The sequence below is a fragment of the Mycobacterium sp. Root265 genome, from assembly GCF_001428895.1.
Classification (GTDB): domain Bacteria; phylum Actinomycetota; class Actinomycetes; order Mycobacteriales; family Mycobacteriaceae; genus Mycobacterium.
The window spans coordinates 321,802-344,976 of record NZ_LMJA01000028.1; the positions used below are offsets into that span (position 1 = coordinate 321,802).

19 protein-coding genes are annotated in these 23,175 nt (G+C 67.0%); 8 read left to right on the plus strand and 11 right to left on the minus strand.

Going from position 1 to position 23,175, the window contains the following annotated elements:
• Nucleotide 1: 1 nt before the first annotated feature.
• On the plus strand, nt 2–1,015 hold the full coding sequence (locus ASE48_RS20415; RefSeq protein ID WP_057168941.1) for an aldo/keto reductase: 1,014 nt from the start codon (nt 2–4) through the stop codon (nt 1,013–1,015).
• Between the two features lie 72 nt (nt 1,016–1,087).
• Here ASE48_RS20415 and ASE48_RS20420 read toward each other — a convergent pair whose 3' ends face one another.
• Genes ASE48_RS20420 through ASE48_RS20440 form a run of 5 tightly spaced genes read right to left on the minus strand, consistent with a single transcriptional unit; the run spans nt 1,088 to nt 7,339 of the window.
• A complete protein-coding gene (locus tag ASE48_RS20420; protein WP_057168942.1) occupies nt 1,088–2,302 on the minus strand; it encodes an acyl-CoA dehydrogenase in 1,215 nt (404 codons plus the stop codon).
• Nucleotides 2,303–2,306: 4 nt separating this feature from the next.
• Entirely contained in the window at nt 2,307–3,938 is a 1,632-nt protein-coding gene (locus tag ASE48_RS20425; protein ID WP_057168943.1) for an ABC transporter substrate-binding protein, read from the minus strand.
• Entirely contained in the window at nt 3,935–5,539 is a 1,605-nt protein-coding gene (locus ASE48_RS20430; protein WP_057168944.1) for a dipeptide ABC transporter ATP-binding protein, read from the minus strand. The genes ASE48_RS20425 and ASE48_RS20430 overlap by 4 nt, the downstream gene beginning before the upstream one ends.
• A 1-nt stretch (nt 5,540) precedes the next feature.
• Nucleotides 5,541–6,389, minus strand: a complete 849-nt coding sequence (locus ASE48_RS20435) for an ABC transporter permease (protein ID WP_057168945.1) — start codon at nt 6,387–6,389, stop codon at nt 5,541–5,543.
• Nucleotides 6,386–7,339, minus strand: a complete 954-nt coding sequence (locus ASE48_RS20440; protein ID WP_235571371.1) for an ABC transporter permease — start codon at nt 7,337–7,339, stop codon at nt 6,386–6,388. The genes ASE48_RS20435 and ASE48_RS20440 overlap by 4 nt, the downstream gene beginning before the upstream one ends.
• A gap of 177 nt (nt 7,340–7,516) precedes the next feature.
• Here ASE48_RS20440 and ASE48_RS20445 point away from each other — a divergent pair, with 177 nt between their 5' ends.
• Both ASE48_RS20445 and ASE48_RS20450 read left to right on the plus strand, forming a co-directional pair.
• The gene (locus ASE48_RS20445) at nt 7,517–8,488 is read left to right on the plus strand and encodes an LLM class flavin-dependent oxidoreductase (RefSeq protein WP_057168946.1); all 972 of its coding nucleotides are present in this window, start codon (nt 7,517–7,519) and stop codon (nt 8,486–8,488) included.
• Complete coding sequence (locus ASE48_RS20450; RefSeq protein WP_082614306.1) at nt 8,488–9,813, plus strand: NtaA/DmoA family FMN-dependent monooxygenase; 1,326 nt, start codon at nt 8,488–8,490, stop codon at nt 9,811–9,813. The genes ASE48_RS20445 and ASE48_RS20450 overlap by 1 nt, the downstream gene beginning before the upstream one ends.
• 6 nt (nt 9,814–9,819) lie before the next feature.
• Here the strand turns inward: ASE48_RS20450 and ASE48_RS20455 are convergent, their stop codons facing one another.
• The 5 genes from ASE48_RS20455 to ASE48_RS20475 all read right to left on the minus strand — a co-directional run bounded on the left by ASE48_RS20455 (nt 9,820) and on the right by ASE48_RS20475 (nt 17,092).
• Nucleotides 9,820–11,055 carry a hypothetical protein gene (locus ASE48_RS20455; protein ID WP_057168947.1) on the minus strand — a complete coding sequence of 412 codons (1,236 nt, stop codon included), beginning with the start codon at nt 11,053–11,055 and terminating at the stop codon, nt 9,820–9,822.
• Nucleotides 11,052–11,714 carry an Abi-alpha family protein gene (locus ASE48_RS20460; RefSeq protein ID WP_057168948.1) on the minus strand — a complete coding sequence of 221 codons (663 nt, stop codon included), beginning with the start codon at nt 11,712–11,714 and terminating at the stop codon, nt 11,052–11,054. The genes ASE48_RS20455 and ASE48_RS20460 overlap by 4 nt, the downstream gene beginning before the upstream one ends.
• A gap of 141 nt (nt 11,715–11,855) precedes the next feature.
• Nucleotides 11,856–12,173, minus strand: a complete 318-nt coding sequence (locus ASE48_RS20465) for a hypothetical protein (protein ID WP_057168949.1) — start codon at nt 12,171–12,173, stop codon at nt 11,856–11,858.
• Between the two features lie 31 nt (nt 12,174–12,204).
• Entirely contained in the window at nt 12,205–14,583 is a 2,379-nt protein-coding gene (locus tag ASE48_RS20470; RefSeq protein WP_057168950.1) for a phosphoketolase family protein, read from the minus strand.
• Between the two features lie 10 nt (nt 14,584–14,593).
• Nucleotides 14,594–17,092, minus strand: a complete 2,499-nt coding sequence (locus ASE48_RS20475; protein ID WP_057168951.1) for a glycogen/starch/alpha-glucan phosphorylase — start codon at nt 17,090–17,092, stop codon at nt 14,594–14,596.
• An 82-nt stretch (nt 17,093–17,174) separates the two neighbouring features.
• Between ASE48_RS20475 and ASE48_RS20480 the strand changes: the two genes are divergently transcribed.
• From ASE48_RS20480 to ASE48_RS20495, 4 genes are all read left to right on the plus strand, one after another.
• The gene (locus tag ASE48_RS20480; protein WP_057168952.1) at nt 17,175–18,227 is read left to right on the plus strand and encodes a phosphotransferase family protein; all 1,053 of its coding nucleotides are present in this window, start codon (nt 17,175–17,177) and stop codon (nt 18,225–18,227) included.
• 71 nt (nt 18,228–18,298) lie between these two features.
• Nucleotides 18,299–19,186 carry an acyl-CoA dehydrogenase family protein gene (locus ASE48_RS20485; RefSeq protein ID WP_057168953.1) on the plus strand — a complete coding sequence of 296 codons (888 nt, stop codon included), beginning with the start codon at nt 18,299–18,301 and terminating at the stop codon, nt 19,184–19,186.
• Nucleotides 19,173–20,261 carry an acyl-CoA dehydrogenase family protein gene (locus ASE48_RS20490; protein ID WP_057168954.1) on the plus strand — a complete coding sequence of 363 codons (1,089 nt, stop codon included), beginning with the start codon at nt 19,173–19,175 and terminating at the stop codon, nt 20,259–20,261. Before ASE48_RS20485 ends, ASE48_RS20490 begins: the two co-directional genes overlap by 14 nt.
• Before the next feature lies 1 nt (nt 20,262).
• Entirely contained in the window at nt 20,263–21,030 is a 768-nt protein-coding gene (locus ASE48_RS20495) for an enoyl-CoA hydratase/isomerase family protein (RefSeq protein ID WP_057168955.1), read from the plus strand.
• A 473-nt stretch (nt 21,031–21,503) separates the two neighbouring features.
• Here the strand turns inward: ASE48_RS20495 and ASE48_RS33705 are convergent, their stop codons facing one another.
• Complete coding sequence (locus ASE48_RS33705; RefSeq protein WP_268766321.1) at nt 21,504–21,629, minus strand: hypothetical protein; 126 nt, start codon at nt 21,627–21,629, stop codon at nt 21,504–21,506.
• Between the two features lie 11 nt (nt 21,630–21,640).
• Here ASE48_RS33705 and ASE48_RS20500 point away from each other — a divergent pair, with 11 nt between their 5' ends.
• Entirely contained in the window at nt 21,641–23,158 is a 1,518-nt protein-coding gene (locus tag ASE48_RS20500) for a sensor domain-containing protein (protein WP_057168956.1), read from the plus strand.
• Nucleotides 23,159–23,175: the final 17 nt, after the last annotated feature.

Sequence of the window (23,175 nt, forward strand, 5' to 3'; positions counted from 1 at the left end):
AATGACTACGCTGCCCACCCGCAAGCTCGGCACCGACGGACCGGAAGTCTCCGCGATCGGCCTGGGATTCATGAGCTTTCGCACCTCGGCCGGACCCGCCGACGAAAATCAGGCCACCGAACTCGTCGACGCGGCCATCGATCTCGGGGTGACGTTGTTCGATACCGCCGATGTCTACGGGCCGGAGTTCAGCGAGCAGCTGCTCGGCCGGGCCATCCGCGGACGCCGGGACTCGCTGGTCATCGCCACCAAGTTCGGCAACGCCCTGGATCGCGACACCAACCCGGACGCGCGGGCGCTCGACGGCAGGCCCGAGTACGTCCGCAGCGCCATCGAGGGGTCGTTGCGGCGGTTGGGGATCGACCACGTCGACCTGTACTACCAGCACCGGGTCGATCCGCAGGTTCCCATCGAGGAGACGGTCGGAGCGCTGGCGGAACTCGTCACCGCGGGCAAGATCCGGCACATCGGCCTGTCCGAGCCCGGCCCGCAGACCCTGCGCCGTGCGCACGCCGTGCATCCCATCGCCGCGGTGCAGAACGAATGGTCGATCTTCACACGGGACATCGAGGACGACACCGTTCCGGTGGCCCGTGAACTCGGCATCGGCATCGTGCCGTATTCGCCGCTGGGGCGGGGCTGGCTGACCGGCCGGGTGCGCTCTCGCGAGGACGTCGGCGGTATCCAGCTCAAGCACCCGCGTTTCGGTGCCGACGCCTTCGACCACAACCGCGAACTGGCCGATACCGTGGCGGCCATCGCCGCCGAGATCGGCGTGCAGCCCGGACAGGTCGCGCTGGCCTGGGTGCTGTCCCGCGGTCAGGACGTGGTGCCGATACCGGGTACCCGCCACGTCGAGTACCTGCGCGAGAACGTGGGCGCGGTGTCGGTGGCGCTCGACGAGGCGCAGGTGCGCCGCCTCGATGCGATCGCGGCACAGGTTGCCGGCCACCGGTCCATCCGGCCCGAACATCTGGGCACAGAGGCTCCGTTGGTCGGTGCCACCTCTGCATGACGACGAAAACGCCGGCCCCGACGCAATGTCGGGGCCGGCTTCGTCGTTCAGGTCAGAAGAAAGTCGTTCGGCTCAGAAGAACCCGGTGTTGGGCAGATCGGCGCCGTTCACCGCGATATCGCCGAGTACCCGGGCCTTGTACACGGTCGGGTTGTGCGAGAAAAGCGTGCGCAGATTGCGCCAGTGCCGGTCCAGGTGCGCCGACGATCGCACCGAGGAGGCGCCACCGACATCGAAGAGGCGCGACGCCGCCCGCAGGGCGGGTTCCTCGATGGCCACCTTCACCCGGGCGGCCGCGACTGAGGCTTTGGTCTCCAGCTTCGCGTCGATACCGGTCGCCCGGCCCGCAGCCAGCGCCGGCGCGAGTTCGGCTGCCGCACTGAGTACCAGGGCCTCCGCGGCGTAGCCGACCGCGTCGATCTCGCCGACGATCTCCAGCAGCTGGGGATCTTGGGACGGCGTGTCCGCAGTGGCGAAGGTGTAGGTGCGGTGCCGATCGCGCACCACGCCGGCGGCGTCGGTGGTGACCGCACGCAGAATGCCTGCGGCGATGGCGTGCAGATACAACTGGACCAGCGCGCCGCGTGACCGGTCGACCCCGATGTCGGTACCCAGGTGCACCACCTCGTCGTCCTCGACCACGACATCTTCGAACAGTGTTGTGCCGCTACCGGTGTGGCGCTGCCCGATACCGTCCCAGTCATCGGCGTGCACGACTCCGGCGCGGTCCACCGGGATCACGACACCGATGGGCGTACCGTCCTCGTTCTCGGCGCTGACGCGCAGACGATCCGAGAACTGGGCGCCGGTGCTGTAGAACTTGCGGCCGGTCAACCGTAATCCGTCGGCGGTGCGCACCAGTTTGGTGTCATAGCTCTGCCCGCCCACCCGGGCGCTGCTGAGCTCGGAGTTGGTGCCTCCGATCAGGTTTCCGTCGGCGATGAAGGCCAGCCAGCGGTCCGAGGTACCCCGGTGGGTCACCCGCTGGAGTTCCTCGGTCTGGGCGTAGTGCACGCGCAGGATATGGGCCAGATCGGGGTCGGCCTCGGCCAGCGAGATGACGAAGGAGAAGAACTGGGGCACCGTGAAACCGGCCCCGCCGTACTCGGTGCCTAGGCGCACGGCACCCAGCCGGTGCTCCCGGACCAGCTGCAGCCCGAAGTTCGGCGGCTGGTCGCCACCGTCGGCGAGCCTGTTGCGATAGTCGGCCGCGATCGCGTCGAGCACATCCTGTAGCTCGTTCGCGTGCGGTGCGGCGGACCCGTTCAGTACGGATTCGGTGGTCATCGGATCAGTCCTTTCCCGTGGTGAGCGTGTGCGAATCATCGATCCAGGTGTCGTAGAACCACGGCACCGAGTTGGCGGCGTTCGCGAATCCCTGAACGCGCGGCGCCACCGCGAAGATCTGGGTGTCTTCGAGCAACGGCACCGAGTAGGCGTTGTCGATGACGTAGTTGTTGTACTCCTGCAGCAGCTTCAGCCGTTGCTGCGGATCGGTCGCCGAGATCTGGGCATCCAGCAGCCGGTCGATGGCGGGATCGGCACCGTCGAGCGCGTAGAGGTCACCGCCCTTGCTGCCGTAGTTCTGCCACAGCCTGACGGGGTCGGCTGTCGGCCAGCCGTTGCGCCGCAGCCCCACCGAGTCCTCGATGCTGGCCGTGGGGTAGTTGGCGAAATCGGTCTGGCGGATCACGAGCCGGATCCCGATGCGCTTGAGCTGGCGCTGGATCAACTCGTACATCGGTTTGGCGGTGTGGTCGTAGACGTCGACATAGATCAGTGCCGACAGCTGCTCACCGTTCTTGACGCGGTAGCCCTCGCCGTCGGTCTGGGTCCAGCCCGACGCCTCCAGCCGCCGGACCGCTTCTTTGGGGTCATAACGGACGGCATCGCTGCGGTCGGTGTAGCCCGGGAAATTCTTGGTCACGATGTTCTGGGCCGGCTGCCAGTGCTCGGTGTACAGCGTGCGCAAGATCTCGTTGCGGTCGATGCCGAACCCGATGGCCTTGCGGACGTTGACATCGGCCATGAACGGCGCGCTCTGCCGGACGTCGAGGGTGTTGGCCAGGCCCGGGGTGCGCAACCCGCGCACGTCGAATCCTTCGCGGTCCAGCAGCCGTTCGTCGGGCGGTTGGGCGTAGCGGATGGCGTCGGCCTGCCCGGCCCGCAGCGCCCCGACCCGGACGCTGTCCTCGGTCACCGGGATGACGGTGATGCTGTCCAGATAGGCCTCACCCTGATGCGGCGCGGTGGCCGGGGCCCAGTCGTAGCCCCGCCGCTTGGCGAGCACGATCTGCTTGTCCGGGATCTGGGACTCCGCGTAGAACGGTCCGGAACCGATGAGATTCGTGACGACAGACTGGGTTTCCTTACTGGCATCAATGGTGGCGTCGGCGACCAGGCCCGCGGTGTTCAGCGAGAGCACTGCGATGAACGGCGCATACGGTTCGGGGAGCGTCACCCGCACGGTGCGGCGTTCGTTGTCCGCGGTAACCAAGGCGATCTTGGGGAAGTAGCTGTTGCGGGTGATGCCCTTCTCTTTGTCGCCGTTGGCCTGCCATTGCAGGTTGCGGCGCACCGATTCGGCGTCCAGGGGTTGGCCGTTGCTGTAGGTCACTCCGTCGCGGATGGTGAACTCGTACACCAGATGGGCATTGTCGACCGTCCACTTCTCGGCGATCCACGGCACGTAGTCGAAGGTCTTGGGGTCCTGGTAGACCAGCCGGTCCAGCATCTGGTCCTTCAGCAGGCTGTTCTGCCAGTAACTGACCTGGATCTGCAGCGCGGCCGGCGCTTCGGCGTCCAGATACGTCAGGTGGCCGCCGCGTGCACCGTCACCGGCCTGCGGTGCGGGCTCCCCGGTACTGCACGAGGTGAGCAGGGCGGCAAGCAGAACGACGGCCGTGCGCCGCAGGCCGGTCATGCGGCCCGGGCCGGTGCGCCCGGCACCGCGTCGAGCAGGCGCTGCGTGTACGGCGCGGACGGTGCGGCGAACACCCGCGAGACCGGTCCGGTCTCCACCAGGCGTCCGTGCTCGAGCACGCTGACCTGATCGGCGATCTGACGGACCAGGCTCAGGTCATGCGAGATGAACAGATAGGTCAGGGCGAGCTCGCGTTGCAGCTCGATGAGCAGATCCACCACTTGCGCCTGCACGGTGACGTCGAGCGCGGAGGTGGGTTCGTCGAGTACCAGGATGGGCGGGCTGAGCACCAGCGCCCGGGCCAGCACGACCCGCTGGCGTTGCCCGCCGGAGATCTCGCCCGGCTTGCGCTCGGCGAGTCCCGCAGGCAGCCCGACCCGGTCGAGCGCCTGGGTGACCTCGCGGCGGCGATCCCGCCGGGAGCCGATGCGGTTGATCCGCAACGGTTCTGCGATGGCCTCCTCGATGGTGAACCGAGGGTCCAACGAGGCCAGCGGATTCTGATGCACCATCTGCAGGACGCGGGCCTGTGCGCGCTGCCGGTCCCGGTCCAGCGCGCGATGCGGTTCCCGGACGACGCCGTCGACGCGCACCTGGCCGGCGTCGAAGGCGGTCAGACCGGCGAGCACCCGGGCCGCGGTGGTCTTTCCCGAACCCGATTCACCGACGAGTGCGTGGATGGTGGCGCGCTGGACCTCCAGGGAGACCCCGTCCAGCACCGGGGTGTCGCCGTAGCGTTTCACCAGATCGGTCACCTGCAGTATCGGTTTGCCATCGGGCGCCTCGGTGGCCCGCGCGTACTTGTCGGGGGACAGTGCGGGCGCGTCGGCGATGAGCTGGCGGGTGTACTCGGCCTGCGGGTTGATCAGCACCGTCGTCGTCGGTCCGGCCTCACGGACGTGACCCTCGTGCAGCACGACCACGCTGTCGCTGTGGTGTTCGGCCAGCGCGAGATCGTGGGTGATGAACACGACGCCGAGGCCGCGGTCCCGGCGCAGGTCATCCAACAGATCGAGGATCCGTTGCTGGACAGTGACATCGAGGGCAGAGGTCGGTTCATCGGCGATCAGCAGCGCCGGGTCACCCGCTATCGCGATGGCGATGAGGACGCGTTGCAGCTGGCCGCCCGAAAGCTGATGGGGGTAGTCCTCGGCGCGGCGCGCGGGTTCCTTGATGCCCACGGTGTCGAGCAGCTCGACCGCCCGCCGGCGGGCCGCCTGCCTGCCGGCAAGGCGGTGCACGATCAGCACCTCGGCCACCTGATCGCCGACCTTCTTCAGTGGGTCGAGGGAACCGAGCGGATCCTGCGGCACGAAACCGATGGAGGTGCCGCGCAGTTCGCGCCATTCGCCCGGGGACAGTCCGGTGACCTCGGCACCGGCGATCGAGATGTGGCCCGCGGTGACGCGTCCGTTCTCGGGCAGCAGACCCTGGACGGCGCGGGCGATGGTGGACTTGCCCGACCCGGACTGACCGACCACGGCGACCACCCGGCCCTGCTCGACCTCCAGGGATACGTCCCGGACCACCGGGCGTACACCGGACCGGGTGGTGTACTCGATGTCGAGCCCGGAAACCGACAGCAATATAGGCGAACTCATGTCAACCGACCTTCTTTCGGATGAGTTGGGCGAGCCGGGACAGACTCATCACCGTCAGCACGATGGCCACCGCCGGGAAGTAGACCAGGCCGGGTGCAGAGTTGATGTAGTTGCGGCCCTCGGAGATCAGCAGTCCCCATTCGGGATCCGGCGGCTGCGCGCCGTAACCGAGGAAGCTCAGCGACGCGATGGCCAGGATGGCGGTCCCGAACTGCAGGGCCGCCAGCGACAGCACCGCGGAGTAGGAGTTGGGCAACACGTGACGGAACAGCAACGTCAGGTGGCTGGCGCCGAGGTGTTCGCTGGCCTCGACGAAGGGCAGGTTGCGGGTGGCGAGTACCTCGGAGCGGGCCAGCCGGGCGAACACCGCGATGGAGGAAACCCCTACGGCGATGGCGGCATTCACGGTGCCGAACCCCAGCGCGACGATGATGGTGATGGACAGCAGCAGGGTGGGGATGGACAGCAGCACGTCGATGATCCGGCTGATGATGCTGTCGGTGGCCCGGCCGAAGTACGCCGCGAGCAGGCCGAGGATCGTTCCGGCCAGCAACCCGATGATGACCGCGATGAACGAGCCGGCGATGGTGGCGGCGGTTCCCGCGATGACTCTGCTGAGCAGGTCGCGGCCGATGTAGTCGGTGCCGAACGGGTGCGCCAGGGTGGGCCCGGCCAGCGGCAGCGCCGGGTTCTCCTGCAGCGGGTCGTAGGGCGCGATGGTGCCCGGCGCGATGATCATCGCGGCGACCAGCAGCAGGAACAGGATCGGCGGGACATCCCACACACTCAGGCGCAGCCGCTGCGGAATGCGGGAGGTCTGCGGTGCGGGCAGCGCTTCGACGACGGTCATGCCGGTACCACCTGGCTCTTGGTTGCCGTGCCGATGCGCGGGTCGATCAGCGGATAGAGCACATCGACGATGAGGTTGATCAGGACGAACGTCACCGACACGGTGATGACGACCGCCTGGATGATGGGAGTGTCCTGATTGCGGACCGCGGTCTCGGTGAGGTAGCCGATCCCGGTGCGGTTGAAGATCGTCTCGGTGATGACCGAGCCCGCGAGCAGTTCCCCGACCGTGATCGCCACGATGGTGAGGGTGGGAATCGATCCGTTCTTCAGCAGATGGCCGAAGACGATCCGGTTCTCGCTCAGCCCTTTTGCCCGCAGCACCTCGACGTAGGGTTGTCCTGCGGCATTGCTCAACCCCTGTATCAGGACCTGGGCTATCGGTGCGGCCACCGGCAGGGCCAGCGGTATCGCGGCCAGCAGTGTCGAACTGAACCCCTCGTCGCGGACCGCCGACACCCAGCCGAGACTGAACGAGAAAAGCTGTAGGGCAATGAGGCCGGTGACGAACACCGGGATCGACAAGAACGCCGGCGGAATCGAGCGGGCCACTTCGCGTGCTGCGGGCCACGGTGCGAAGACCGCTGCCAGCGCGATGGCCAGACCGAGCGCGGCGGCGAGCACGAACGCCACCCCGGCCAGCGCGGCCGTGGAGGGCAGGGCGTGGGCCAGCAGCTCGGACACCGGCTGGCCGCTGTTGAGCGAATAGCCGAGATCGCCTGTGAACAAACGCTGTACCGACACACCGAACTGGACGATCGCCGGTTCACTGAGACGGTAGTAGTCCCGCAGGACCTGCGCGTCCTCTTCGGAGATGGGGTTCTCCGGATTGGATATCTGTTGCTCGATCGGGTCGCCTGGAAGCACGTTCAGCACGAAAAACACTGCCGTGTAGGCCAGCACGATCACCACGATCGACTGTGCGATGCGGTGCAGCGTTGTGTTCAACACCCTGAGGAAGTTATGCCGCCCGCAGCCCGGTGACCACCATTCGGCCCTTAAGGAACATTAAGCCGACACTTCACCTGTACTTAACTGTTGTCCGAGCACGCATTGACCCGTCATGCATTTGGAGTTGCCGTGAGCGCAACCGTTGTCTGAACCACGTCGCGACGTAGCGTCGAAGGCATGGCTGTCGCACTATCGGTCGGGGTGGAGGTGGTCGGCGACGGGGTCGCCGACCGCAGGGTGGGAGCCGAAGCGCCGGCCCGCGGAATTGCCGGGCTGGCCCGGCGACTGGAGTCCGCGGGGGTGGGCTACTGGGTGATCGGTGCCGAACGGGGTGAGTCGACCCACGCCGGCACGGTGACCCTGGATCCGTCGCTCGTCGCGACGATCGCGGCCCGGCACAGCACCCGGCTGGGCCTGGTGGTGTCGGCGGCGGGACACCGCGACCATCCCTACAACCTGGCCCGCCGGCTGATATCGGTGGACCACGCGGCCCAGGGCCGGGTCGGCTGGCTGGCACTCGATTTCGATCACAGCATCGCCCTCAACGCCGCCAGCGACACTTGGACGGGCGCCGCCCTCGATGCCACGCACACCGACGACGCGGTACACGCCGTCCGGACGCTCTGGCGGACATGGCCTTTGGAATCCGTGCTCGGCGACACGGCGGCGGGCGTGTTCGCCGACGTGACGCAGATCCGGCGCGCCGACGTGCGCGGTGGATACGCGATCACCGGACCACTGAACGTTCCGGGTTCGGTCCAGGGCGATCTGCCGGTCTGGCGTCAGGCCGCCCGGGGCGGCGCTGTCGCACCGTCGGGGGCGGACCTTGTGGTGGTCGAGGACCGCGAACCAGTACCGGACGGCACCCCGGTCGTGATCAGGGTGCGGGCACTGCACTCGATCGCGGCGACGCTCGACCGGATCGCCGGTATCCCGGCGGCACAGGGTGTGCTGCTGCGGGTGGCTCCGCATGTGTTCGACCATGTGCTGGACCGGGTGTTACCCGCGGCGCGGCGCCGCGGTGTGATCGGTGGCCCGGGGGAGGGCACGCTGCGTCAGCGGCTGCGTCTCCCGGTCCCGGACAGTCCGGATCTGTCCGGGCACGCAGCTGTTTTCGATGCCGTTCCGAACCCGGGCGGCCGATTGTGATGGGGCGCAGACTGATGGGCTTGACCGACAACCTGATCCTCAACGTCAATGTGCTCAATGTCGGGATCCACACCGGTTCCTGGCAACTCAGCAGCGAAGCGCCCACCGCGTTCGCCGATCCGGGCTACTACGTCCGGATGGCCAAGATCGCCGAACGCGGGCTGCTCGACGCACTGTTCCTGGCCGACGGTCCCGCGTTGCGCGAGCATCCCGCGCTGCGGCCGTCGCAGGCGTTGGAACCGAGTGTCATCCTGGCGTCGGTGGCGGCCGAGACCGAGCACCTCGGGCTGATCGGCACGTTGTCGTCGACCTTCAACGATCCGGTGGAACTCGCGCACCGCCTGCTCGGGCTGGATCAGCTGTCGCAGGGCCGGTGCGCCTGGAACGTGGTCACCACCTACTCGCTGCCCGCCGGGGGCAACTTCGGGCTGGCCGACTACCCGGACCGGCCGACCAGGTACCGGCGCGCCGCCGAGTTCGTGGATGTGGTGCGGGCACTGTGGCAGGACGCCGCCGACGCCGGTGCCCGCGGAATCGACCATCAGGGTGAGTTCTTCACCGTGGTCGGTTCGCTGCCGCAAGGGCAGTCGCCGCAGGGATATCCGTTGCTGGTGCAGGCCGGTGGCTCACCGCAGGGTCGCGAACTGGCCGGCCGTGCCGCCGACGCGGTGTTCAGTGCGGAACTCGACCTGGGGGCGGGCGTGGAACACTACCGCCACGTCAAGGATGTCGCGGTGGCCACCGGTCGCCGGCGCAGCGATGTCAAGATCCTGCCGGGATTGATCACCACGATCGGCAGCACCACGGCCGAGGCACAGCGGCGCTACGAGCGGCAGAGCGCACTGTTGCCGGCGGGCCATGACATCGAGCGGTTGTCGCAGGTGCTCGGTGAGGATCTGTCCGGCTACGCCCTGGACGGGCCGGTGCCCGGGCACCTGCTCGGTGAGGTGCGGGATCCGGCGAAGTTCGGTGCCTCGCTGGGGTTCCGGGAGTCGGTGGTCCGGCTGGTCGAGAGCCGGGGTCTGACGCTGCGGGAGGCCATCCGTGAGTTCAGCGGTGCCGGGCACCGCGTCGTGGTCGGCACGCCCGTCGATGTCGCCGACGCCATCGAGCAGTGGTTCCTGGCCGGTGCTGCCGACGGATTCAACCTGATGCCCGACGTGTTCCCGGACGGGCTGGAGATCTTTGTCGACGAGGTGGTGCCGATCCTGCAGGAGCGCGGCCTGTTCCGCACCGAGTACACCGAATCGACCCTGCGGGAACGTTTCACCGGATATCCGCTCCCGACCGGGGCGCCGGCGTCGGCGCGGGCCCGGCCGGCGTGACCGGTCTCAGCCGGCCAGCAGCAGGATGAGCTGGGACTGCAGCTCACCGCACAGGAAGCCGAGGGCGGCGCCCAGCACCACGATGATCCACTCGTCATCCTTGAAGGCCGGCCGAAGCAGGTTCTCGTAGGACAACGAGTCCAACCCGTCCATCTTCTCGACCATGACGTTCTCCAGGTCGAGCCGGCTGGCCGCGTATTCCTCGATGTAGGAGGAGGTTTCCGGGAGCTTCTCGATGATCGAGTTGGCGATCTGGACCTTCATCTCCTGGTACTGCCGGCCGCCGAGCACGTTGACCACCCGGCCCGCGAAGCCCATCTGGCTGTCGATGGTGCGACCGATCTCGGCCTGGATGATGTCGAAGAATTTGTCCGACATCGGGCCGGTCAGCAGGCTCTCCATGATGGCTTTCGGGGTGAAGATCTCGCGGGCCATCAGTGCGGCGTAGCCGCGGATCACTTCCTTGCGGCGGGCCTGGAACACGCCCTGCCATTTGATGCCGAGGAAGATGTTCTTGCGTTCCAGCGGCCGGAAGATCATCTGCAGCGCAACCCAGTCGGTGAGGCCACCGGTGAGCAGACCGAACAGCGGCAGCGCGAGGTGCCAGCCGGTGACACCGAAGACGAGCATTTGCACCACGCCGATGATGAACCCGAAGTAGAGCCCGGATTTGATCAGGAAGGAGAATGCCGGGCGCCCGATGTCCTCGAAAACCGCGTTGAGGGTGGCCTTGTCGCGCACCAGGTTGGTCACCACCATGTGCTTGATGTCGAAGATCTGGTCGACCTGACCGCGGAACTCCTCGAACATGCCGCGTGCCGCCGCAGGGATGCGGCCCTCGACATTGCTGACGATGAGGTCCTTGACCTGATCGGGGGTGGCTCGCCAGACCTGCGGCTGGAACGACATCATCATGGCGTTGACGAGTTCCTCGGCGGCCTCGCGCAGGGGCTCGCCGAGTTCGTTGACGAGCTCGTCCGGATCGATCTTGTCGAACAGTTCTTCGGGTTTCAGGATCCCCGAGGTCAGCGAATCCACCGCGACCGCAGCCATTTTCGGGGCCCGCTTGGGTATCTGGCCCTGCCAGCCGAGATAGGGCTTGATGCCCTTGAATTCGACGGGATAGAACATCATCTTCAGCGCGAGGATCTTGGTGATCCACCCGACGAAGGCCGCACCGAGCGGAATGGTGATGTACACCCACAGGGGATAGGAGAACGCGTTCTCCCATAGGTCGCTCATTTCGCTGCCTCCCACAACTCTTGACCGAGATCGCTGATGCGAACGGTGCGCCGGACCACCCGTGCGGACCGGACACCGCGTCGCGCGGTGGCCAGAGCGACGTTCACCACCGAGTCGGTCAGTAACATTTCGTATTCGTCGTACATGGACGTGGCCTCCGGACCCAGCCGGACCAGGCCGAGGTCGAGCATCCGGGTCAGGTACAGCGGGGTGTACCGCGGCAGGGACACCCCGGCCGAACGCCCCACCGTCGAGGCGTTCTTCAGCGCGTAGGCGGCGCTGCCACCGCTACCGGGTTCGGCGACGTGGATGACGGGGTAGGCCGAGCCGTCGGAGAGGGCGGCCAGGATGCGCGCCTCATCGGGCACCAGTGCCTCCAGCAGATCCAGGTAAAGCGCGTCGCGGCTCTTGTCCGGGCTGGTGTACATCGAGCGGTCCAGCAGGGTGCGGAGCAACTGATTGGGAGTGACGCTCTCCTCGGTGTCCCCGGCGGTCACCGCGGCGGGCGGATCGAGATCGGTGAGGTGCCTGCGCATCACCCGCACCACCGCGCGTTCGGCGTCGGCGAGCAGCGGCAGCACGTCGCCGGCGAGCGGAGCCCGCTTGGCGACGCCGCCGAGGAGGTTCAGCCCCCCGCCGATCAGGCCCTCCAGGTCCACGAAACCCCTCAGTGTCAGAAGCGGTGACAGGCGGCCGGCTCGTTCGCACGGAGCCAGCAACTATGTCTAGCACCATAGTTACCCGTACCTGTGGCCTTGCACCAATCCCGCGAACACCGCTGTGTGTGCGGTATGCGCACGTTAATCGCGGATGGGGTCATCCGTTTGGCGGACACCGGTGCGGTGGGCGAAAGCCGAGCCTGTCGCCGTCGGCAAACGCGTGATCAGTTGCCTGCGGGCGGCTTGTGAGCGGAATGCGAAGTGCAGGACGACCGCAGCGAGTGTTATCAGCGTCCACGCGACGACGGGCACGAGCACCCCGCCGCGCCGGCGTGCGGTGAAGAAGGACGCCGCGACGGTGAGCACGGCGACGACGGGGACGCCGAACTCGGTGAGTGTGAAAGTGGTCTCACCCAGACGTGGGACACACGGACCGAAGCCGCAGCCCGCGGTACCCATGATGTGCGGGCGGACCCATGGAGCGAAGCCTCTAGTCGAGGCGCTCCCAGGTCCAGCCGGTGATGGCGGGATCGTCCTCGCCGTGTTCCCTGGTGTAGCGCCGGGCGGCCAGCCGGGCGTCGACCATTTCCTGGCGCAGGCCCGCGGCGTTGCTGCCCAGCCCGTCCACGCGGTCGATGACGTCGATCACGAGATGGAACCGATCCAGGTCGTTGAGCATCACCATGTCGAACGGCGTGGTGGTGGTGCCGCGCTCCTTGAAGCCGCGGACGTGCAGCTGGCTGTGGTTGGCGTGCCGGTAGGCCAGCCGGTGGATGAGCCACGGATAGCCGTGATAGGCGAAGATGATCGGTTTGTCGGTGGTGAACAGCGCGTCGAATTCGTGGTCGGCCATCCCGTGCGGGTGCTCGGTCTGCGGCTGCAACCGCATGATGTCCACCACGTTGACGACGCGCACCGACAAGCCGGGCAGTCGGCGCCGCAGGATATCGGCTGCGGCAACGGTTTCCAGTGTCGGGATATCGCCGGCGCAGGCCAACACCACATCCGGGGCACCGGTGTCGTGTTCTGAGCCCGCCCACTCCCAGATGCCGGCTCCGCGCGTGCAGTGCGCAATGGCCTCATCCATGCTCAGGTAATTCAGGGCGGGCTGCTTACCGGCGACGATGACATTGATGTACTGGCGGCTGCGCAGGCAGTGATCGGCCACCGACAGCAGGCTGTTGGCATCCGGTGGCAGATATACCCGCACCACCTCGGGGCGCTTGTTGGCGATGTGGTCGATGAAGCCGGGATCCTGGTGCGAGGCGCCGTTGTGGTCCTGGCGCCAGACATGGGACGTCAGAAGATAATTCAGGGACGCGATGGGCCGTCGCCAGTCGAGGGTGTTGGTGGTCGCCAGCCATTTCGCGTGTTGGTTGGCCATGGAATCGACGATGTGTACGAACGCCTCGTAACAGCTGAAGAACCCGTGCCTGCCGGTGAGCAGGTACCCCTCCAGCCAGCCCTGGCACAGATGCTCGGAGAGCACCTCCATCACCCGGCCGTCCGGGGCCAGGTGCTCGTCATCCGCGGATTGCTCGGCCTGCCAAGCCTTGTCGGTGGCCTCGAAGACCGCCGAGAGCCGATTGGAGGCCGTCTCGTCGGGACCCATCAGCCGGAAGTTGTCGATGTTGCGGGCGATCACATCGCGCAGGAAGGTGCCGAGCACCTTGGTGGCCTCGTCGACCGAGGCCGCCGGATTCTCCACCTCGACGGCGTAGTCGGTGATCGGGGGCAGATCCAGCTCGCGCAGCAGCACCCCGCCGTTGGCGTGCGGGTTGGCGCTCATTCGCCGGGTGCCGACGGGCGCCAGCGCGCGCAGATCGGCGCGAAGCGCTCCGGTCTCGTCGAACAGCTCCTGGGGCCGGTAGCTTTCCAGCCATGTGCCGAGTGCATCCAGATGTGCTGCATTGGTGCGGGTCTCGGAGAGTGGTACCTGATGGGATCGCCAGGTGCCCTCCACCTTCTTGCCGTCCACCTCGCGCGGACCGGTCCATCCCTTGGGGGTGCGCAGGATGATCATCGGCCACAGTGGCCGGCCGGTCTGCCCGTCCTCGCGGGCGGCACGCTGGATGGCGGCGATCTGGTCGAACGCGTCATCGAGCGCGGCCGCCAGTTGCCGGTGCACATCGGCCGGTTCGTCGCCGGCGACGGTGATCGGCACGTAGCCGTAGCCACGCATCAGCGATTCCAGCTCGTCCTGCGGGATACGGGCCAGCACGGTCGGGTTGGCGATCTTGTAGCCGTTGAGGTGCAGCACCGGCAGCACCGCGCCGTCGCGCACCGGGTCGAGGAACTTGTTGGAATGCCAGCTCGCGGCCAGCGGGCCGGTCTCGGCTTCCCCGTCACCGACGACGGCGGCGACCACCAGGTCCGGGTTGTCGAACGCGGCGCCGTAGGCGTGCACCAGTGCATAGCCGAGTTCACCGCCCTCATGGATGGAGCCCGGGGTCTCCGGCGCCACATGGCTGGGGATGCCGCCGGGAAAGGAGAACTGGCGGAACAGCTTCTGCAGGCCGGCGGTGTTCTCGCCGATTCCGGTGTACACCTCGGAGTAGGTGCCCTCCAGGTAGGCATTGGCCACCAGGCCCGGGCCGCCGTGACCCGGCCCGGTGACGTAGATGACGTCGGCATCGCGCTGGGTGATCACCCGGTTCAGGTGTGCGTAGAGCAGATTGAGGCCCGGTGTGGTGCCCCAGTGCCCGAGCAGTCTGGGTTTGACGTGCTCGGCGATCAGCGGTTGCCGCAGCAGCGGGTTGTCCAGCAGATAGATCTGGCCGACCGACAGATAGTTGGCTGCCCGCCAGTACGCGTCGAGCAGGGTGACTTCATCGTCGGAGAGCGGTGGGGCTTCAGTCGATGCAGTCATGCCTACAGGTCTACCCGTTATTCGTGGTATGCACCGAAACAGGTCCAACACCCCAGATGTCATCGCAGTACTGCTCGATGGCGCGGTCGGAGGAGAACTTGCCGCTGCGCGCGGCGTTGAGGATGGACATCCGCGACCAGGCGTCGCGATCCTGCCAGGCCGCACTCACCCGGTCCTGGCATTCGATGTAGGACGCATAGTCGGCGAGCACCAGGAACGGGTCGTCGTAGATCAGGTTGTCGACCAGTGGGCGGAACACCTCGCCGTCACCGTGCGAGAAGTGGCCACTGGCGATCAGATCGAGTACCGCACGCAGTTCCGGGTTCGCGGCGACATACTCGGCCGGGCGGTAGCCGCCCCGCTTGAGCGCCTCGACTTCGTCGACGGTGAGTCCGAACAGGAAGAAGTTCTCTTCGCCCGCCTCCTCGCGGATCTCGACATTCGCGCCGTCCAGGGTGCCGATGGTGAGCGCACCGTTCATCATGAACTTCATGTTGCCCGTGCCGGAGGCTTCCTTGCCCGCGGTGGAGATCTGTTCGGACAGGTTGGCCGCGGGGTAGATCAGGTGCGCGTTCTGCACATTGAAGTTCGGCAGGAACACCACCTTCATGTACTGGTTGACCTCGGGGTCGAAGTTGATCATGTCGCCGACCGCGGTGATCAGCTTGATGATGCGTTTGGCCAGGAAATAGCCGGGGGCGGCCTTACCGCCGAAGATGAACGCCCGCGGCGCCATGTCGATACCCGGGTTGTTCTTGATGCGCAGGTACTGCGTCACGATGTTCAGCACGTTGAGATGCTGGCGTTTGTACTCGTGGATCCGTTTGACCTGGATGTCGAACAGCCAGGTCGGGTCGAGCTCCACACCGGTCTCGGCGAGGACGAACTCGGCCAGCCGGGCCTTGTTGGCCCGCTTCACATCTCGCCATTCCTGCCGGAACGCGTCATCCTCGATGAAGGCCTCCAGCCCGCGCAACCGGTCCAGGTGCGTCAGCCACCCGTCACCGATCCGGCGGTCCAGCAATTGGCGCAGACCGGGGTTCGACAGCGCGACGAACCGCCGGGGCGTGACCCCGTTGGTCTTGTTGGAGAAGCGCTCGGGCCACAGCTCGTAGAAGTCCTTGAGCACGCTTTCCTTGAGCAGCTCGGAGTGCAGGGCGGCCACCCCGTTGATGGCGTGGCTGCCGACGGTGGCCAGGTGTGCCATCCGGACGGTCTGGCCGCCCTCCTCACCGATGAGCGACATCCGGCGGACCCGCTCGACGTCACCGGGGAAGTGTGCCCGGACCTCATCGAGGAATCGGCTGTTGATCTCGTAGATGATTTCGAGGTGCCGCGGCAGCGACTCCCGGAACAGCGCCAGCGACCACTTCTCCAGGGCCTCCGGCAGCAGGGTGTGGTTGGTGTACCCGAAGGTGGCCACGGTGATGTCCCAGGCCTCGTTCCACTCCAGCCGCCGCTCGTCGACGAGCAGGCGCATCAGCTCGGCGACACCGATCGAGGGGTGAGTGTCGTTGAGCTGGATGGCGAATCGCTCGGGCAGCTCGTAGATGGACAGGTCGGCCAGGTCATCCACGATGTGCAGGATGTGCTGCAGCGAGCAGGACACGAAGAAGAATTGCTGCAGCAGGCGCAGCCGTTTGCCGGCCTCGGGTTCATCGTTGGGGTACAGCACCTTGGTGACGGTCTCGGCGCTGACCTCCTCCTCGACGGCCTTGTAGTAGTCGCCGGTGTTGAAGGCGTCCAGCGCGAACTCCTGGACCGCCCGCGCGCTCCACAGCGTCAACACATTGCAGGTCTTGACGCCGTAGCCCTGGATCGGGGTGTCATAGGCGACACCCTTGACGACCCGGCCGGGAACCCAGCGGATCCGGCCCACACCGGCGTCGTCGAGGTAGTGCTCGGTGTGGCCCTCCCAGTTCACCAGGTAGCTCACATCTGGTTTGGCGATCTCCCAGGGATTTCCGGCGTCGAGCCAGTTGTCGGTCTTCTCGACCTGCCAGCCCTCGTGAATCTCCTGGTCGAAGATGCCGAACTCATAGCGGATGCCGTAGCCGATGGCCGGCCGCTCCAGGGTGGCCAGCGAGTCCAGGTAGCACGCCGCGAGCCGGCCGAGACCGCCGTTGCCCAGGCCGGGCTCCTCCTCGCAGGCCAGGATCTCCTCGATGTCCTGGCCGAGCTCGGCCAGGGCCGCGCGGGCGGCGTCCTCGATGCCGAGGTTGAGCAGGTTGGCACCCAGCTGCGGTCCCATCAGAAATTCTGCGGACAGATAGCAGGTGATCTTGCTGCCCAGGTCCAGCGAGGTCTGCGTGGAGGCAACCCGGTTGTCCTGCATGCGGTCCCGCACGGCCAGCGCCAGCGCGCGGTAGTAATGCTCGGGCCGCAGCGCGGCGGCGGGCCTGCCGATCGAATAGCGGATGTGGTCGATGATCGCGCGGCGCAGGGCGTCGGAGGACAACCCGGTGCGGGCGCGTTCGGCGGCGGGGGAGGGCGCGACGAGATCGGTCATGGACAGAAGTCTGTCAGGGGTTCGTGCACATCGCGCGCGCAATGAGCGTCGGCCGGGTTAACGGATGTGAGACGCTGCCGAGATGTCCGGTGTACCCGAACTCGTCGATGTCCTGCCCCAGCACCGCTTCGACGAGACGGCCCTGCTGCGATATCTGCGGGCGCACGGTATCGACGGGCCGCTGCAGATCCGGCAGTTCCAGGGTGGCCAGAGCAACCCGACCTTTCATCTGCACAGCCCTGCAGGGGAATTCGTGCTGCGCAAGAAGCCGCCGGGCACCCTGCTGCCGCGTGCACACGATGTCGGCAGGGAGTACCGGGTGATGTCGGCACTGGCCGACAGTGAGGTGCCGGTGCCCCGGATGCGGGCCATGTGCGAGGACGAGTCGGTGCTGGGCACGCCGTTCTTCGTGATGGACCACGTAGCGGGCAGGATCTTTCCCGACCGGGTACTGCGGGACGGCACCCCGGAGGATCGGGCCGCGGTCTACCGCGACCTGGCCCGGGTGCTGGCCCGCCTGCACACGGTGGACTGGCGGGCCGCCGGACTCACCGATTTCGGGCGGCCCGACGGCTACCTCGCCCGCCAGGTTGCGCTGTGGACCCGGCAGTGGGAAGCCGCCAAGGTCGAGGAATGCGCCGAGATGGACCGGCTGGCAGCATGGCTGCCCGCCCACCTGCCCGACGGGGACGAGGCGCGCATCGCGCACGGTGACTACCGGCTGGGCAATGTGCTGCTGCACCCCACCGAGCCGCGCATCGTCGCGGTACTGGACTGGGAGTTGGCGACCATCGGGCACCCGCTGGCCGACCTGGGTTATGCCACGATGACCTACCACCTGCCCGGTGACGCCGACCCATTGATGGGAGTGGCCGGTGAGGATCTGGCCGGCACCGGGATCCCCGGGGAGTCGGAATTCGTGGCCGAATACTGCCGGGAGGCCGGCCGGGACATGCCGGATGATCTGCCCATCTTTGTCGTGTTCTCGATGTTCCGGCTGGCGTCGATCGTGGCCGGGGTGTGGCGGCGCGGGCTGGACGGCAACGCCTCCGACGCACGGGCCGGCACCGATCTGTTCCGGGACCGCTACCGCGGCCTGGCCGAACGAGCGTGGGCGCTGGCCGGCGGGCTGTGACAATCGTCCATGTGATAGTAAAGTTCTGGCCTGATGAGAATCGGATTCTCCAGAAAGGATAGGCTCCTCTCATGGATGTTCGGCTGACCAGTGAGCAGCAACAATTGCGGGACGCGGCCGCAAAACTGGCCGATGATCTCGGTCCGGGAGCTGTCGGCGAATTGGACGACGGCGACCGTGTCGCCCGGCTGGAGAAGACGGTGGCGGCCACCGGCTGGCGCTCGCTGCGCTCCGACGGCGCCTCCGGTGTGGAGGTGGCGTTGGTCGCCGAGGAGTTCGGCCGCGGACTGGTCGATGTGCCGTTTCTCGGGCCGGTACTGGCCGACGACCTGGGGCAGGCCGGGGCCACGATCGTCGTCGGCGGGATCGCGCCCGATGCCCGAGGACTGACCGAGGGTGTGGTGCTCGACGGCGCTGCCGTCGGCACGGTCCCGCTCGGCGAGGCCGCCCCGGGCGTGGATCTGACCCGCTGGCAGGCGGCGGTGGCCGGTGACGTCGCCGCGGCCGGCGCACTTGACGACGAGAAGGTGCAGCGCGCGCAGGCGCTGGCGCAGGTAGTGACCGCGGCCGACATCCTGGGCGCGGCGCGCGGGGCGTTCGACCTGGCCTGCGACTACGCCAAGATGCGCGAGCAGTACGGCAAGGCCATCGGTTCCTACCAGGCCGTGGCACACCTGCTCGCCGAGAGCCTGGTGCTCATCGAGGGCTCGGTGAGCATCCTGCGGTACGCCGCGTGGGCGGTCGACGAGGAGGAGGCCGGCGTCGCGCTGGAAGCCGCCCGCGTCGCCAAGGTGTACTGCGCAAAATCCGCGCACACCATCTGTGAGACGTCGATCCAGGTGCACGGCGGTATCGGCAACACCTGGGAGTGCGCGGCCCATGTCTACCTGCGGCGGGTATTGGTGTCCACCGGGCTGTGGCCGGTGTCGTTGAAGGAGATCTCCGTTGGACTTTCGTGACTCCGAACAGGAACTGGCCTTCCGGGAACGGTTGCGTGCCTGGCTGACCGAGCAGGCACCCAACTTCCCGAAATCCACCGAGGAGTATTGGGCCCGACAGGGGGAGTGGCACCAATCCCTACACGCGGCAGGGTTTTTCGGTGCCACCTGGCCCAAGGAATTCGGCGGCCTTGAACTGCCGCCGGTGTATGACGTCATCGTCGACGAGGAACTGGCCCGTGTCGGTGCCCCGCCGCGGCCCAGCCTGGGCTATCTGGTGACCGGACTCGGACGCCACGCCAACAAGGAGGTGCAGCAGCGCTTCCTGCCCGGCATGATCGACGGCACCGAACGGTGGTGCCAGGGCTTCTCCGAACCGGGCGCCGGCTCCGATCTGGCCTCACTGACCACCACCGCCACCCTCGACGGCGACGAGTACGTGATCAACGGGCACAAGATCTGGACCAGCTACTCCGATGTCGCCGACTGGTGTCTGCTGCTGGCCCGCACCGACAAGGATGTGAAGCGGCACAAGGGTATTTCGGCGTTCCTGGTCAACATGCACCAACCGGGGATCGAGCAGCGCCCGCTGAAGATGATCAACGGTGTGAGCAACGAATTCGGCCAGGTGCTGTTCGACGGAGCGCGGGTGCCTGCCAGTCAGATGGTCGGTAGCCCGGGCGACGGCTGGGCGCTGGCGATGACGGTGGTCGGTCACGAACGCGAGCCGTCCACGCTGGGATACGCGGCCCGCTACGAGAAGACCGTCAACCAGCTTGCCCGCAAGAGCGCTGCGGCCACCAGCGACGAACTCGCCTGGGCCACCGTGCAGGTACAGGTGTTGCGCCAGCACGTGCGGCGCCGGTTGTCCGAGCAACTCGACGGCATCTCGCACGGACCGGAGGGCTCCATCGACAAGCTGCTGATGACCTGGGTCGAACAGTCGGTGGGCCACGCGGTGCTCGCCCAGACCGGCACCACCGATGCCGACCTGTTCAACACCTACCTCTACAGCCGCTCGCAGAGTGTCATGGGCGGCACCTCGCAGATCCAGAAGAACATCATCGCGGGCCGAATCCTCAGAATGGCGGTTTGACATGTACGACATGCCCAAGGAGATCCAGGTCGAGGCCGACGGCCCGCTGCGCATCATCACGCTGAACCGGCCCGAGGAACTCAACGCCGTCAACGACGATCTGCATGTGGGCCTGGCCCGGCTGTGGAGCAGGCTGAGCCTGGACCGGACGGCACGCGCCGCGGTGATCACCGGTGCAGGCAAGGCGTTTTCGGCCGGCGGTGACTTCAACTACATCAAGCAGATCAGCGAGGACGCCGACCTGCGGGCCAAGACGATCGCCGATGGCCGCGAGATCGTGATCGGCATGGCACGCTGCCGGATTCCGGTGATCGCCGCCGTCAACGGACCCGCGGTCGGCCTGGGCTGCAGCGTGGTCGCGCTGAGCGACATCGTCTACATGGCGGAGAAGGCGTTCCTGGCCGACCCGCACGTGCAGGTCGGTCTGGTGGCCGCCGACGGCGGGCCGCTGATCTGGCCCATGCAGATGAGCATCCTGCAGGCCAAGGAGTACGCACTGACCGGGGCGCGCATCCCGGCGGCGAAGGCCGTGGAGTTGGGTCTGGCCAACCACGTGGTCGCCGATCCACTGGCCGAGGCGATTGCGGCGGCGAAGAAGATCCTCGATCTGCCGCAGAAGGCCGTCGAGTCGACCAAGCGCATCCTCAACATTCAGCTCGAGCGCCAGGTGATGATGACCCTCGATTACGCCACCACCGCAGAGGAACTCACCTTCGGCACCGACGAGCTGAAGGCGAACGTGGCGCGGTTGCTGCAGAGCAGCAAGTAGGCCCCACTCGACAAGCGGAGACTCCGTATATTCGGCAGGCTGGTGCTGGACTTCTCGGCGGGCGCCGGGTGACGAACCGGCTGAATCGGTGTCGCCGCGCCACATTCGAGTAGCCGACTACTCAATCCCGGCGTGTACTCACAACGCACGCTGAAGCTCCGGATCGATGATCAGGAGCACGCCATGACACTGACGCCCCGCCCACATGGATGGGTGTCTGCCGGCCTGCCGATTTTGGGTGGCCTGGCACTGGCAGCTGCAGCCTTGGTGACCGCATGTACACACGGAGAGAATGGCAGCCAGATACCCACGGTCTCGATCCCAACACTGACTGTCTCGACATCGTTCACGACGTCTGCCGGCGGTACCGCGAGCAATTCGGCCGGCACCGAATATGTGTCACCGTCAACCACATCCGGTGCGGTCCCGACCACCACCACCGCCCTCGCGGTCCCTGGCCCGCCGGAAACCACCTACGTCGAGCCGTCCACCACGTCGGCGCCGATCCCCACGACGACATCGTTCATCGGCACCCCGACCACCACCACCCCGACCACGACCACGGTGAGCCCCGAACCGGACATCGGCACCGTGCCCACACCTCCTGCCGATGGCTGACAACGCGGATCCGCTTGCGCCGTCGGTACACAAGTGGATCGGCGTCATCGGCCTCGTGATCGCACCCACCACCCTGGTGACAGGCCTGTGCTACTACTTCGGCTACACCGCCACCCGAAAGATGTTCGGCTATCTGGGTATCGACACCGACGCAGTGGGTTTCACCACCAACGATTACGTGGCGAGAAGCACGGGAGTGCTCTTCGTTGCCGCCCTGGTGACGCTGCTGGCCGGCACCGCCGTGCTCGGGTTGTGCGTATACCTCGCGCGTATCGCCGAGTCCGGGCAGCACGCCTCGGCGCTGCGAACCGTGGCGCGGATTCTCGTGGTGGTGGCGGCCGGCACGCTGCTGCGAGGCGTGGTCGGTGTACTCCGTCCGGCGTGGGCCCCGGATGGGCAGGTCTGGCTGACGCCGGTGACCCTCGCAGTCGGAGCGTGCCTGGTGATGATGTCCGGCTGGGTGTGGCGACTCGCGAAGCCGAAGCACGAGCGCGCCGCTGTCACGCTCGCGGACCGCGCGCTTGTCGCACTTTCGGTTGCCGTCCTGGTGCTCGCCTTGTTCTGGTCCACCAACCTCTTCGCCACCAAAGCCGGAGAGGTCGATGGGATCAACGCTGCGGGAAATCTCTGGTCCAGGGAGTCGACCGTCATCCTCGATACGTCCGACCGGCTGTTCCTGCCGAAGGAACTGGTGGTGGCGCACAAGCTCACCGATGCCGCCTCCCCGCAGGGAGAGACATTCCGCTACGAGTGCCTACGCCCGTTCGCGGTCCGCGGTGACTCCTGGGTGCTGATACCGGCCAACTGGCGGCCACAGTTCGGCTACGCCATCATCGTCGACGCCGACGCGACACACCGAATCACGCTGCGCACCATCAAGGATGCACCCGACCGGATCGGCAATGGTGACAACGTCCGTCGGTACTGGCCCTGCCCGGAAGTCGTGCCGACGGCCTCAGGTGTCGCGGTGCAAGCCATGTTGCCCAGCGTTACCGAGACCGGGGAACGGCTCGGGATAGCATGGGATGCGGGCGAAGACTACAAACAGGGGCCGGCGGCCCGCAGTCCCGATTCGTCCCGCTGCGCGGGCGCGGTCGATACGGCGGCCGTGCCGATCCCCGAATCCGAGGGATTCGAGAACCGCTTCGGCCGTAGGCTTGTCGCCCCGGACCAGAAGTCCACCGTCGACGAAAGCGTGCTCGAGTTCCGCTCGCCGAGTGAGGCATGGGACTACCTCGTGGCGACCCGAACGGCGTGGTCGGGATGTGTCGGTTCGGAGCTGGTGCTCGCCGCGCGGGGGCCCGCGCAGCGCTACCGGATCGATGAGGTCGTCGAAACCGACCGGGCAGTCTTCGGCGCGAGCAGCTCGCCGCAGTCCGGACCTCCGTGCTGGCATGGCGTCGCCGCAATTTCGAATATCGTCGTCGATGTGCGGGCGTGTGGAACCGACACGGCCGTCCGGGCCACCACGCTGGTCGACCACCTGCGCGATCGGTTTCCCCGCACATAGCCGCTCGTCCCCGGATC